15 protein-coding genes are annotated in these 13,070 nt (G+C 66.6%); 5 read left to right on the top strand and 10 right to left on the bottom strand.

The annotated features are described in order from the left end of the window. Window positions 1–8 precede the first annotated feature (8 nt). Together A5747_RS20255 and A5747_RS20250 are read left to right on the top strand one after the other, a co-directional pair. On the top strand, window positions 9–800 hold the full coding sequence (locus A5747_RS20255; RefSeq protein WP_076127602.1) for an enoyl-CoA hydratase: 792 nt from the start codon (window positions 9–11) through the stop codon (window positions 798–800). An 8-nt stretch (window positions 801–808) separates the two neighbouring features. After that, window positions 809–2,557, top strand: a complete 1,749-nt coding sequence (locus tag A5747_RS20250) for an alpha/beta-hydrolase family protein (RefSeq protein ID WP_076127600.1) — start codon at window positions 809–811, stop codon at window positions 2,555–2,557. Here A5747_RS20250 and A5747_RS20245 read toward each other — a convergent pair whose 3' ends face one another. Then, complete coding sequence (locus A5747_RS20245; protein ID WP_076127598.1) at window positions 2,558–3,004, bottom strand: rhodanese-like domain-containing protein; 447 nt, start codon at window positions 3,002–3,004, stop codon at window positions 2,558–2,560. Then, window positions 3,001–3,588, bottom strand: coding sequence for a cysteine dioxygenase (locus A5747_RS20240; protein ID WP_076127596.1), 588 nt, complete (start codon window positions 3,586–3,588; stop codon window positions 3,001–3,003). The genes A5747_RS20245 and A5747_RS20240 overlap by 4 nt, the downstream gene beginning before the upstream one ends. 115 nt (window positions 3,589–3,703) lie before the next feature. Here A5747_RS20240 and A5747_RS20235 point away from each other — a divergent pair, with 115 nt between their 5' ends. Further along, a complete protein-coding gene (locus tag A5747_RS20235) occupies window positions 3,704–4,147 on the top strand; it encodes a lipoprotein LpqV (protein WP_076127594.1) in 444 nt (147 codons plus the stop codon). A gap of 90 nt (window positions 4,148–4,237) precedes the next feature. Continuing rightward, entirely contained in the window at window positions 4,238–5,308 is a 1,071-nt protein-coding gene (locus A5747_RS20230; protein ID WP_175611163.1) for a patatin-like phospholipase family protein, read from the top strand. Window positions 5,309–5,323: 15 nt separating this feature from the next. On the opposite strand, the gene A5747_RS20225 is transcribed toward A5747_RS20230, so the two are convergent. The 5 genes from A5747_RS20225 to A5747_RS20205 all read right to left on the bottom strand — a co-directional run bounded on the left by A5747_RS20225 (window position 5,324) and on the right by A5747_RS20205 (window position 10,063). After that, a complete protein-coding gene (locus tag A5747_RS20225; protein WP_076127590.1) occupies window positions 5,324–6,193 on the bottom strand; it encodes a patatin-like phospholipase family protein in 870 nt (289 codons plus the stop codon). Window positions 6,194–6,232: 39 nt separating this feature from the next. Further along, a complete protein-coding gene (locus tag A5747_RS20220; protein WP_083700569.1) occupies window positions 6,233–6,925 on the bottom strand; it encodes a cutinase family protein in 693 nt (230 codons plus the stop codon). A gap of 184 nt (window positions 6,926–7,109) precedes the next feature. Then, the gene (locus A5747_RS20215; protein WP_142245658.1) at window positions 7,110–8,051 is read right to left on the bottom strand and encodes an adenylate/guanylate cyclase domain-containing protein; all 942 of its coding nucleotides are present in this window, start codon (window positions 8,049–8,051) and stop codon (window positions 7,110–7,112) included. Further along, on the bottom strand, window positions 8,048–8,818 hold the full coding sequence (mddA, locus tag A5747_RS20210) for a methanethiol S-methyltransferase (protein WP_076127585.1): 771 nt from the start codon (window positions 8,816–8,818) through the stop codon (window positions 8,048–8,050). Before mddA ends, A5747_RS20215 begins: the two co-directional genes overlap by 4 nt. A gap of 69 nt (window positions 8,819–8,887) precedes the next feature. Then, complete coding sequence (locus A5747_RS20205; RefSeq protein ID WP_076127583.1) at window positions 8,888–10,063, bottom strand: NAD(P)/FAD-dependent oxidoreductase; 1,176 nt, start codon at window positions 10,061–10,063, stop codon at window positions 8,888–8,890. Between the two features lie 105 nt (window positions 10,064–10,168). Between A5747_RS20205 and A5747_RS20200 the strand changes: the two genes are divergently transcribed. Then, window positions 10,169–10,843: a metalloregulator ArsR/SmtB family transcription factor gene (locus A5747_RS20200; protein WP_076127581.1), complete on the top strand. Its 675-nt coding sequence runs from the start codon at window positions 10,169–10,171 to the stop codon at window positions 10,841–10,843. Window positions 10,844–10,899: 56 nt separating this feature from the next. On the opposite strand, the gene A5747_RS20195 is transcribed toward A5747_RS20200, so the two are convergent. The 3 genes from A5747_RS20195 to A5747_RS20185 all read right to left on the bottom strand — a co-directional run bounded on the left by A5747_RS20195 (window position 10,900) and on the right by A5747_RS20185 (window position 13,066). Then, window positions 10,900–11,457, bottom strand: coding sequence for a class I SAM-dependent methyltransferase (locus A5747_RS20195; protein ID WP_233148093.1), 558 nt, complete (start codon window positions 11,455–11,457; stop codon window positions 10,900–10,902). Window positions 11,458–11,697: 240 nt separating this feature from the next. Next, the gene (locus A5747_RS20190; protein ID WP_076127577.1) at window positions 11,698–12,588 is read right to left on the bottom strand and encodes a class II glutamine amidotransferase; all 891 of its coding nucleotides are present in this window, start codon (window positions 12,586–12,588) and stop codon (window positions 11,698–11,700) included. Window positions 12,589–12,592: 4 nt separating this feature from the next. Further along, a complete protein-coding gene (locus tag A5747_RS20185) occupies window positions 12,593–13,066 on the bottom strand; it encodes an SRPBCC family protein (RefSeq protein WP_076127575.1) in 474 nt (157 codons plus the stop codon). Window positions 13,067–13,070 lie beyond the last annotated feature (4 nt).

Below are 13,070 nucleotides of genomic sequence, written 5' to 3'. Positions count from 1 at the left end.
CGGTTTGGATGACAGAGGTGACCTCTACAACCTACGAAACCATCCTGGTCGAGCGCGACCAGCGAGTTGGGATCATCACGCTGAACCGGCCCAAGGCCCTCAACGCCCTCAACAGTCAGGTGATGAATGAAGTCACCAGTGCGGCAACGGAGTTGGACAACGATCCGGGTATCGGGGCAATCATCATCACCGGGTCAGCCAAGGCGTTCGCCGCCGGCGCCGACATCAAAGAAATGGCCGAGTTGACGTTTTCCGACGCGTTCGAGGCCGACTTCTTCGCGGCCTGGGGCAAATTGGCGGCGATCCGCACCCCGACGATCGCCGCCGTCGCCGGCCACGCCCTGGGCGGAGGATGCGAGCTCGCCATGATGTGTGACCTGCTGATCGCGGCTGACACCGCGAAATTCGGTCAGCCGGAGATCAAACTCGGCGTGCTGCCGGGCATGGGCGGCTCGCAACGTCTCACCCGGGCCATCGGTAAGGCCAAGGCCATGGACCTGATCCTGACCGGCCGCACCATCGACGCCGCAGAAGCCGAACGCAGCGGCCTGGTTTCGCGGGTGGTGCCCGCCGACGATTTGCTGACCGAGGCCAAGGCCGTTGCCACCACTATTTCGCAGATGTCGCGTTCGGCGGCCCGGATGGCCAAGGAAGCCGTCAACCGGGCCTTCGAATCGACGCTGTCCGAAGGACTTCTCTACGAACGCCGGCTCTTCCATTCGACCTTCGCGACGCACGACCAGTCCGAGGGCATGGCCGCATTCATCGAGAAGCGCACCCCCAACTTCACCCATCGGTAGGACGCTCCATGAGCGAAACGGGCTCTGTCACCAGTACCGAAGCCGACGACGAATCCGTCGCCAGCCCCGACGCCGAGGCGCCGGCCAGCGCGCACGGCACCGCCGAAGCGCCCGAGGGTATCCGAAAGCCTTGGTGGGTAAGGCATTACACGTTCACCGGGACCGCGGTCGGCCTCATCTTCATCTGGTTCTCCATGACGCCGTCGCTGCTGCCCCGCGGCCCGTTGTTCCAGGGGCTGGTCAGCGGGATCTCCGGCGCCATCGGCTATGGGCTGGGCGTCTTTTCGGTGTGGCTGGTTCGCTACATGCGTGAATCGAAGTCCAGCCCGCCGGCGCCGCGCTGGGCGTGGAAGGTACTGATCCCGATCGCCGTGATCGGCCAGGTGCTGATGGCGATCTGGTTTCACGTCTGGCAGGACGACGTGCGCGACTTGATGGGCGTGGCGCACCTGGAGTGGTACGACTACCCGATCGCCGCGGGGCTGTCGGTGGTGGTGCTGTTCACCGTCGTCGAAATCGGCCAGTTCATTCGCTGGCTGGTCAGATTTTTGGTGGGCGAAGTCGACCGGATCGCCCCCTTCCGCCTGTCGGTGACCATCGTCGTAGTGGTGCTGGTGTTCCTGACGGTCACCTTGCTCAACGGCGTCGTGCTCAAGTTCGCGATGCGCACCATGAACAACACGTTCGCCACGGCGAACAACGAGATGAATCCCGAGATCGCGCCGCCGAAGAGCCCGCTGCGATCCGGCGGCCCACAGTCCCTGGTTTCGTGGGAATCGCTGGGCCACCAGGGCCGCATCTTCGTCAACGGCGGCCCGACTATCAGCGAGCTGACCGCTTTCAACGGTGCCCCGGCCGCCGAACCGATCCGCGCCTACGCCGGCCTGACGTCCGCCGACGGCATCACGGCGGCCGCCGAGCTTGCGGCGCGCGAGCTGCAACGCGAAGGGGGCCTGCAGCGGCAGGTCGTCGCCGTCGCGACGACCACCGGCACCGGCTGGATCAACGAGGCGGAGGCCTCGGCGCTGGAATACATGTACAACGGCAACACCGCGATCGTGAGCGTGCAGTATTCGTTCTTGCCGAGCTGGCTGTCGTTCCTGGTGGACAAGGAGAACGCGCGGCACGCCGGCCAGGCACTGTTCGAGGCGGTCGACAGGCTTATCCGCCAAATGCCCGAAGGGCAGCGTCCCAAGCTCGTCGTGTTCGGCGAGAGCCTCGGATCCTTCGGCGGCGAGGCACCGTTCATGAGCCTCAACAACGTGCTGGCCCGCACCGACGGAGCGCTGTTCAGCGGCCCGACCTTCAACAACACGATCTGGACGGACCTGACGTCGACGCGCGACGCGGGGTCCCCGCAGTGGCTGCCGATCTACAACGACGGCAAGAACGTCCGATTCGTCGCTCGCCCAAGCAATTTGGCGCGCCCGGATTCGACGTGGGGTCACCCCCGCGTGGTGTATTTGCAGCACGCGTCGGACCCGATCGCGTGGTGGACGCCGGATCTGCTGTTCAGTGAACCGGATTGGCTGCGCGAAAGACGGGGATACGACGTGCTGCCGCAGACACAATGGATTCCGGTGGTGACGTTCCTGCAAGTCTCGGCGGATATGGCGGTCGCCGTGGACGTGCCCGACGGGCATGGCCACCGCTACGTCGCCGACGTGGCCGACGGCTGCGCCGCGGTGCTGTCACCGCCCGGATGGACGCCGGACAAGACGGAAAGGCTGCGGCCGCTGCTGCACGCCAGCGAGTGACTAGAGCCAGCGGCGACCGGTCGTCCCGGCGTCGGCCAGTCCGCCGGGGCGCGCGTCGACCGCGCCGCCGGCCAGCCGTTCCAGCACACCGGCACCCGCCAGCGCGTGGTAGCCGCCGATGACGTCGGTGGCGCGGAGCAGGCCAATATCGAGCAGCGCCGCGGCGGCCAGGCTGGACGTGTAGCCCTCCGAACACACGATCACCCATTCGACGTCGTCGCCGACGGCCTCCGGCAGCCGGGCGTCGCTGGTCGGATCGCAGCGCCATTCCAGGACGTTGCGCTCGATCACCAGCGCGCCCGGTATCTCACCCTCGCGGAATCGCTGCGCCTGCGGCCGGATGTCGACCAGCACCGCGCCGCGTCGCACCGCGTCGGGCACCTCGGCGGCGGGCAGGCGGCGGTACCTGCGCCGGGCGGATCTCAACACCACGTCGATGCGGCTCACTGCGGCCCCTCAGGTTGGTCGGTCAATTCGGTGCGCCGGCGGCGCAACCTGTTGGCATCGGTGACTTCGTAATAGGACATCGCGGTCAGCGGCGGCGAGTAGGCGTGCACGCTCAGCGTCGGCTCGACCGGACCCTTGATCGTGCTCGCCGAGGCGGGCCCGGTGACGGCCCGGGGCGCCCACACCACGTCGTGCACCCAGCCCAGCGGGAACCCGGCCTGGTCGCCCGCGTCGAGCCGGCGGCGTCGCAGTCCGCGTCCGTCCCAACGGAATTCGTTGAGCGAACCGGACAGCACGGTTAGCGCGCCGAGGGAACCGCCGTGGTCGTGCAGTTCGGTGGCCCGACCGGGGACCCAACTGATCAGCCAGACGTCCAGCTCATCGTCGCCGTGGATGCGGGTGAACCAGCGCTCGGCGTGCGGTATGCCCCCCTCGGGCAGCAGGTGGTCGCAGCGCCCGCTGAGCACGTCGTCGGCTGCCTGGTCGGTGGCGTGCAACAGGTCGGGGACCCGCAGCCGGGTGGGGCCGGCGGAGGGCGATGCGACGGTGTAGGGGCGCAACTCGATGGACGAGGGCAAAGACATTGGGGAGTGCTCCAGGGAGGACGGATCGGGACGAGCGGCGGCAAGTTAGGGCCGACAACACTCGCAAAATCCGAAGCGCTCCATCACGGCCGCCAGTGTTGCATAGATTGACATCGTGCGTTGGCGCAGTCGTTGGCTCCTGGGATGGGTCGCGGTCGTCCTGGCGGCCGGTTTGGTGACGGTCACCGGGTGCTCGCGCGGCGCCCATACCGGCGCGCCCACCTCGTCGTCGGCGCGGCCGTCGGGCATCCCCGCCGGCCCGGCCAGCGCGCCGCCGGGCGCCGTGGGTCTGTCCCCCACGGGCGTCACGACCAGGGTCGACGTCCCCGCGGATTCGACCGAGGAGGAGTACTACCAGGCCTGTCATGCCGCGAAAGAGTGGATGGACGGCCAGCCCAAGACGGGTCAGTCGCTGTTCGAGCCGTATCTGGCGATGGTTCAGGCCTCGCCATCGGGCACCGCGGGCAGCTGGAACATCCGGTGGGCGGAGCTGACCCTGGCACGGCAGGCGGCCCTGATCACCGCGGCGCGCGCGGCCGCCAACGACGAATGCGGGTAGCCGCGGCCGGCCTCACGCAATTCAGATCACGGGTGAAAAAACTGCCCACCCGGCCCGCTCGGGGCGCCTTCCGCCGCGCAAAATGAGGGAGTGCCTGGCGAAGTTGTCGACCGTCGATCAGCACCGATACGGGTGGCGTTGGCGCTCGGCAGCGGCGGCGCCCGCGGCTACGCCCACATCGGAGTCATCGAGGTGCTGGCCGAGCGCGGCTACGACATCGTGGGCATCGCCGGCTCGTCGATGGGCGCGATGGTCGGCGGTCTGCAGGCCGCCGGGCGCCTCGACGAATTCGCCGACTGGGCGAAGTCGCTAACCCAGCGCACGATCCTGCGGCTGCTGGACTTCTCCATCAGCGCGGCCGGCGTGATGCGGGCCGAGAAGATCCTGGACACCGTGCGCGACATCCTCGGCCCGGTCACGATCGAGGAACTGCCCATCCCCTACACCGCCGTGGCGACCGACCTGCTCGCTGGCAAGTCGGTGTGGTTTCAGCGCGGCCCGCTCGACGAGGCCATCCGGGCGTCGATCGCGATTCCCGGGGTGATCGCCCCGCACGCGATCGACGGGCGCCTGCTCGCCGACGGCGGCATTCTGGATCCGCTGCCGATGGCCCCGATCGCCGCGGTCAACGCCGATCTGACCATCGCGGTGAGCCTCAACGGCAGCGAGACCATCGTCAGCCGCGAGGAGGAGCCCGGCGCCACCGTCGAGTGGCTGAACCGCATGGTGCGCAGCACCTCCGCGCTGCTCGATGCCACCGCGGCACGCTCGCTGCTGGACCGGCCCGCGGCGCGGGCGATGCTGAGCCGATTCGGCGGCGCGGCCGCGGAACCGGATGCCTGGTCCGCGGATGCCGACATCGAACCGACCGCAACCGAACTCGACGCCCTTGCCGCCCTGGAGGCTCCCGAAGTGCCGAAGCTGGGCAGCTTCGAAGTGATGAATCGGACGATCGACATCGCCCAATCGGCGCTGGCCCGCCACACGCTGGCCGCCTACCCGGCCGACCTGCTGATCGAGGTGCCCCGCACGACGTGCCGAAGCCTGGAATTTCATCGGGCGGTGGAGGTGATCGCCGCGGGCCGCGAGCTGGCCACGCAGGCGCTGGACGCCTTCGAGCGCGAGGAGGACCAGCCGGTCCCACCCGCGATCGAGGGCTGAACGCGCTTAAGTCCCTTAGGCTCCCAGGAATTTCGCGACCGCGCGGGCCTCGCGCCGTCCTTGTTCGCGTCCGGCGGTTGCCGAGGGGATGCGGCAGCGGGGATCCAGCGCGTTGGGCCCGAAGGCCGCCAACGAGTTTGCGTCGGCGAACACGGGGAAGGCTGCGCCGGGGAAGGCCGCGATCTCGGCCGCCGGGCCAGGGCCGAACGGCGACGGGGTATCGACGCCCGAGGGCACCAGCACCACCGCCTCGTCGCAGTCGCGGGCGACGCCGAGGTTGACCGTGCTGCCGACCCCGCCGTCCATGTAGCGCCGGCCCGCGATCGTCACCGGCGGCCACGCTCCGGGCACCGCGCAACTGGCCGCCACCGCGTCGACGAGCTCGACACCCGACCGATTGTCGAAAACGACCAATTCCCCTGTCTCGGTGTCGATCGCGGTCAGCCGCAACTGCCGGTCGGGCCACTCGTGGGAGGGCAAGCGTTGCGCGATCACCTGGCGGCGGACCGGCTCCGCGACCGTTTCGGTCGTCAGCGCCACGGCTCCGATCCGCCGCAACTGCTGGCGGGTCTTGTCCGCCGTCTCGTCGTATGGTTCGGCGAGCGCGACCAGGAAGATCTCGGCGATGTCGTCGACGTCGACACCGGAATCGATCTCGGCGGATGCCTCGGCGACCTGCCGGTCGAACAGCGCCTCGAGCGTGCTCCCGCCGCTGATTTGGGCGGCGACCGCCGAGCCGGCCGAGGTCCCGACCAGCACGTCGGAATCCAGCAGCAGCCGCGCCGATTCCGGCGACTCGTCGGCGATACCCCGCAGAACACCTGTCTCCCAGGCGATTCCCGCTATTCCTCCGCCGGCCAACACGAGCGCGCGTTTGGTTGCCACGTCGACCCACTCTGCCAGCCGGCGCCGGGCGCGCCCGCGTCAGAGGTGGCCGGCCACGAAAGTCGCGGCCTCAGTGGGCATCCCGGACTGCTTGTAGGACAGGTGCGCCGCGGAGAACATTTCGTCATGCGTCGGCGGTGCCAGGGCCCCGCCCGGAGTGCAGATCGGATCGCCGGGCGCACACAAATCGATGGCCTTAGCCCCGTACCACGGGCTGACCGTGCTCACCGGCGCTCCTAGATATCTGTCCGATGGATTCCCGAAGAGGGCGAGCGCGGCAACATGATCAGCCACGTCCTGCGGCAGCGACGAGGGGACCAAACCTGCAACCTCTATTTGGGCGATGGTGATCAGATCGATCACCATCGCGCCTTGGGAATATCCACCGAGCACCAGCTTGGTGTTGGGACAGGTCGCGGCCATGGATTCGACATGAGCGCTCGCATCGCGGGCACCGGCGGATGCGGAAGGGCCAAAATCTTCGGTGGCGGGGTAGTTGACGGGATACACCCCGAGGGATCGACCCCCGACCTGCGAGCGCAGCGAGTCGATGAATGCCTGTCCGACCCCACCAACGCCGGGCGCTTCGGTGGTGGCGCGGGCAAACGTCACCTCGACGTCGGGGCAGGGCGCGGCGGACGCGGAGGCGATGAGGATCGGCGGGGTCAGCAGCGTCGCCCAGGTCGCCACCACCGCGACGACCAGCAAGCGAGCGAATCGACGTGCGCCCACGAGTTAATGCTGGCACATCGCGACCGATATGTACCGCCCTAATTTGCTGACCCAACGCCTGCCTTGCGTGCGTCATGCGCCGCGCGGGCACAAACAGCTACTCATAGCAACACGCCGGCGCGAAAGTACGCGCTCCTGGGTTGCGCTTATACCCCTCTAGCGCCTCAAAAGGTGTCCTCGCAGTTCAAGTGCGTGTGGGCTTCTCGTCCTCGAAGCAGGCGAAGAGATTCCATTCGCCCGGCAGGCCCTTGAGCGTGTGTGTACCGCGGGGCCGGAACACAAAGCCCGCGTTGCTCGCCAATGCGCGCGTCGTGGCCGACACCAGGATTTCGTCGGCCGTCGCCGCGCTGAGGATCCGTGCCGCTTCATGTACCGCGACGCCGCGCACGTCGTTCCCAACCAGTTCCACTTCTCCGACGTGTACGCTCGCGCGGATCTGCAGGCCTTCCCGACGAGCGGCCCGGCCGATCGCCGCAGCGCAGCGCAAGGCGCTTGCCGGTCCATCGAAGGTCGCGAGCAGTCCGTCTCCGGTCGTGTTGATCTCGTGGCCATGATGGCGTTCCAACGCGGCCCGCGTCGCCTCATAGTGTGCCGAGAGCACGTCTCGCCATGCGACATCGCCAAGTCGTTTTGCCGTCACCGTAGAGTCAACGAGATCGGTGAACAGCAGCGTGACCAGCGCCCGGTTCTGAGTGCCGATGAGCCGGAATCCCGCGAAGGCTCGCAACCCCGACCACTCGATTTGGATGCACGGCTCGTTCCCAAGCGTGTATCCGTCATGACCGGGCGGGATCTCGAAGACGTCGTCCGGGCCGAACTGCAGCGTCGTCCCGTCGCGCATCGCGACTTCGAACCGGCCCGACACCACGATCCCTACGTGGCGCGCCTCGCACCAATCCCCGCCGACTTGTGGACGCACGTGCGTAGACCACCGCCATCCTGGCTGCGTCACGATCCGCCCGACAGTCAGGTCACCCACATCGACCTGCTGGACCTTGATCCCTTTGAACTCGAGTGTCTCGTCCGGACTCATCAGGTTCTTGACTCGAACCTCGCCCATACCCGCATTTTCACGCACCCCCCACAGACGGTCAATGATCACGAGATGCTGCCGATTAATTGTCAAGCCCGATTTGTAGTGGCTTCAGCGTCGGTACGGTGACCGGGCCGCTGAAGTCCCGGAATGAGCATCGGCACGCGGCGACGATATTCGCGATATTCGTCGCCGAGCGCCGCTGTGAGGTCGTGCTCCTCAATCTGCAGCGCTATCAGGATGTACCCGGTGGTCGCCAACGCGAAAAGCAGATGCCCTGCCGTCATCGTCGGGGCGGCCCAAAACGCGACAATGAAACCGAGCATGAGAGGGTGCCGGACGACCCGATACAGCAGTGGCGAACGAAAGCCCGTCTCGCTGTAGGGTTCTGCACGCCACGCCAGATAGACCTGACGAAGGCCGAACAGATCAAAGTGATTGATCATGAATGTCGAAGCCAGAACCGTGGCCCAGCCGAGCCAGAACAGGACCTGCAGCCCGATCCGGCCCGGTAGCCATGCGACGTCCCAGATGACCGCCGGCATCGTCCGCCACTGCCAGAACAACAGGAACAGAACCAAACTCGACAACAGCACGTAGGTGCTGCGCTCGATATTCTCAGGTATCAACCGCGTCCACCAACGCTTAAACGTCGGTCGTGCCATCACGCTGTGCTGCACGGCAAATAACGCGAGCAACACCGCGTTGACGACGACCGCCTCCCGAATCGACGCCGCGACACCATTGTCGATGCTGCGCGGCACAACAAGGTTGCCCACGAAGCCGATGGCGTATAGGAACGCCGCCAAAAAGACGAGATAGCACGTGGCGCCGTAAGCGATGGTGAGTGAGCGCTTCATTATGTCCTCCGTTTTCCGTTTCCTACGGTTCCTGGCCGTGCGGTTGTCGCGCCGGCGTCTCCGGGTTGCTTAGCGAATGTTCCAGCGCACCAGCCAATCTCGCTCCTCCTGCTCCTTTTCCACGTGATACGCCCGCGACGGGTCACGCAATGCGATCTGAGGCGCGGGCAGCGTCAGGAAATTACCCTCAGCCTTAGCGGCCAGACCCCCGCCGATCTCGACATAACAGGCGGCCTCGCCGGTGAAGCGGGTGTCGGGCGCGTCACGGCCTAGATGGCGGGCCACCTGGTGCGCGACGATCTCGGCTTCGGCTCGGGCGAAGATCGCTGCCTTCGGTAGCGGTTTGCCGTTGGGCAGCTCAAGTGCGGTGACATCGCCGATCGCCCAGACATTCGGCGTCCTTGTGGCGAGAGTTTGCGGATCGACCGGGATCCAGCCGCCAGCGTGGAGTTCGGTCGACATCACCGCTGTTGCTGGTGACTGGTGTGGCGGAACCACCGCGAGGTGATCGAACGATTCAGTAGTTCCGTCCGCGAATTCCACGACGTGGTTATCCGGATGGATGCATGTCGCGGACTTATCACCATGGAAACCAATGCCTTTCGCTTCCATGATGGCGACTAGGGCTTCACCAACTTCCGGGCCGGCGACCGGCATCGGGAGCGCATCAGGGCTGAACGCGTCAACTCGCACCGCGCCGCTGGCATACCTAGCGCCTAATTGGTCGGCGATCAGGAACGCCGCCTCGAATGGTGCGGCCGGGCATTTGAACGGCGCACGGACGACCAGCACGATCACCCGTCCCGACTCCAGCGTCCCGATCGTGCGGTGCAGATCCGCGGCACCCTCGAGTGTGTAGAACTGGTCCGCGATACCAGATTCGAACGCCTCCGATAAACCTGGCAGGGCTGAAGCGTCGAGGGCGGCGCCAAGGGCGATCACCAAAGCGTCGTAGCGGACCGGGCTCGAACCGCGGCAGTGCACCGCCTGCTCGACGTCGTCGATGCGATCGACTTCCGCGGTCACCATCTGCACACCGGGAAGCGCCGCCGCCGTGGGTTTTACGCGCACTTGCTCCGCGGTCCGCCAGCCGCGCATCACCCACAGCAGCGACAACCCCAAGCCGCCGGTAAAGCTCCGGTCGACCAGCACGATCCGATCTTGGGTGGGTAGTACCTTGCGCAGCTCTGCGGCCGCGGTCAGGCCTCCGACGCCGGCCCCCAGGACGACAACGGTCTTGTTCATGGACGCTCACCTCCCGACGGAGTTGGTCAGACGTCGATGATCTGGTGGGACCGTCGCCGCGTGCTAAGATCTATACGATATTCCAAAGATTATTGGAGAAGCAAGATGGGAAAGCCGGCTGGTTCCAAAGCGGCACTTATGGACGAGATCGCGCGGGTCGGTAAGGCGCTGGGCAACGGGCGCCGACTGCAGATCCTCGACTTGCTCGCTCAGGGCGAGCGCACCGTCGACGCGATCGCCACTGCGACGGGGATGAACCTGACCACCGCCTCGGCGAACCTGCAATCGCTCAAGGCCGGCGGTCTGGTCGAAACCCGTCGTGATGGCACCCGTCAGTACTACCGGCTCGCCGGAGAGGACGTGGGCCGGCTGTTTTCACTGGTGCAGACAGTCGCTGAGGCGCACCTGGCCGATGTGGCCGTCGCGGCCGCCGCGGTGCTTGGTTCGCCCGAAGACGCCATCACGCGGCAGGAACTGATACGCCGCCTCGACGCCGGCGAGGTCACGCTGATCGACGTGCGACCGCATGAGGAGTACTCAGCCGGGCACATTCCCGGCGCGATCAGCATGCCCCTCGCCGAGCTGGTAGACCGACTATCCGAACTGCCGGCCGGTCAGGAGATCGTCGCCTACTGCCGCGGCGCGTACTGTGTCATGGCACCCGAGGCCACTCGCATCGTGAAAAGCGCTGGGCGCGTGGTGAAACGCCTTGACGAAGGCATGCTCGAATGGCGCCTCGCTGGACTGCCGGTAGAGGAACCCACGGGGCAAGCAGGCTGACACGTCATTCTTGGCGACCGCGGCTAGGGATCACCGAACGACGATGCCACGACGTCTCAACCGCGTATCATCGTGACGCGCCATAGCCGACGAGGCAGGTCTCCTTCTTCGAAGGCATACACCTCGTTAAGCGTCCAGCCCTCGGCCAAAGCCTCGACCAGCTGCCGGTTGAAGAAGTGCACAACGAAGCCACCATGCTCGAAAGTGTTGTCTCCGTATGCTTTTCCGGCACCGCAGTGGGCGTCGCCGGTGTGGCGCACAGTGTAAACGAGTATCCCGCCAGGCCGCAGCACGCGCCGGACCTCGCTGACGACGGCGTGTATCTCCGTCGTCGACAGGGCCATACACAACGCCATGTGCGCGAACACCGCATCGACGGCGCGGTTTTCCAGGGAGAGGGGCTCGCGCATGTCGTGCACAACTGTCGACAATTGCGCCCCTACGCCTTGGGCTTGGGCTACTCCGCGGATTCGTTCGATCGCAACATCACTGAAGTCAATAGCCGTCACCGTGAAGCCTTCTCTGGCGAAATACATGGCATCGCGGCCGTGACCGGCAGCCAATTCCAGCAGCCGCTTGACGCCAGCGGCCTTAAACAGGTTCGCTGCGTACACCGCCGGGGCTGACGGCGCAGACCCGTACATGTCGGGGTGTGCTCGATAAGTGTCTTGCCAGTGTCGGCGCTGCAACGCGCACAGCTCGCGTGCTGACAAACTCGCGCATCGACCGAGTTTCCGCGGGTCCGGCAAGGTATTCTCCAACTATCCTTGGAATAGCGTAGAAGTTAGCGTACCGGCCCCCGAGATTACAACTTGGTTCCCGATATGTACCGCCCTAATTTGCGTGACCCGGCGTCAGGCGAGCCGCCGAGTGCTCGGGAGGGCGTGCTGCGCGTCCTGGACCGGCCCGCTCAGATCCTCCCGCCGGAGCGGATGTTTCGGCGGGTCGGGTAGCACCACGCTGCGCTCGACCCGCAACGCGGCGTCGACGTGGACCAGCTCTCCCGAATCCAGCAGACGCCAGCGCGGGTCGTCGTCCATCGGTTCGGACGCGAACACCACCGATGCCCGCGTGCACAGATGTTCCGACCGCGCGTGAATTCGCTTGGTGCGTAGGTCGAATTCGGGCGGCGCGGTTCGGGATTCGTCGGGCCGTTCCAGGATGTACAGCTCATGAGTCTCCGGGTACCGCAGCGCCCACATGTCCGTCGCCGTAGTCAGCAGCACATTGACCGCGTAGATCGGCACGTTCGACGCGAGCCACTTCGTCGCATCGACCAGACCGGCCGTCACCTCGCCCCCGTGCGCGCGGATCGAGGCGGTGATCAACGCGAACACCCGCTCGGAATCGGTGTCGCCCAGGACCAGGTCGTCGGTGCCGACCTCGCGCAGCCGTTCATCGAGGGCGTCCAGGCCCTCGAGCACTCCGTTGTGGGCGAAGATCCGCCCGTCCTGCAGGAACGGGTGGGTATTGCGGAGGTCGAGCGAACCGGTCGTCGCGTAGCGAACGTGCGCGATGAACGTCGTCCCGGTCAGCCGGTGTGCCTCAGTGGCGAAGGCGGCGTCCTGCCAGGCCGCGATGGGTTGCTTGTGCAGCCGGGGCCGGGCGTGCTCGTCGAAGACGCCCAGGCCCGTGCCGTCGGGGTTCGTTCTGCTCTGCTCGGCCAGGCTGTCGGGGGCGTCCAGCAGCCAAAACGTCGCGATGCACGCGTGCGTCCCGGCGTGCAGGCCGAAGAGTCGGCACATGACGTCAGGCCGTCAGCGTCGTCGCGAGATCGCGCAGCGCTTTGCGCGCGTAGCCCTTCCACAGGGCGCCGACCAGCGGGAGCAGCCACGAGGTCAGCGGCGACTTGGAATGGATGGTCCAGCGCCAGGTCACCTCGGTTCCGTCGGGCGCCGGGGTGAAGAGCCATTCGCCTTCGACGTGGTCGACCAGGAGCGCCATTGGGCCGGTGACGTTGGTGAGCCGGTAGCCGAACGAGCGGGGCGCGTCGATGCTGGTCAGTTCCTCGCGCGTGCTGCCCCCGCCGGCGAGCAGGACGGTGCGGGTCTGGCCGGCCGCATCCCACGCGCCCGTCTGCTCGCGCACCTCCTTGACGGGCGGGAAGGGCCCGTGCCAGCGCTTGAAAATCTCCGGGAGCGGTGCCGGCAGCGTGTTGTGGAACGCCTGCTCGGCGGGGACGGGGATGACGAGGGATTCCTCGACGACGAGCGAATGTGCCATGGTT

The organism is Mycobacterium sp. IS-836 (assembly GCF_001954275.1).
Lineage (GTDB): Bacteria > Actinomycetota > Actinomycetes > Mycobacteriales > Mycobacteriaceae > Mycobacterium.
This window is presented reverse-complemented; position numbering and strand designations above follow the sequence as displayed.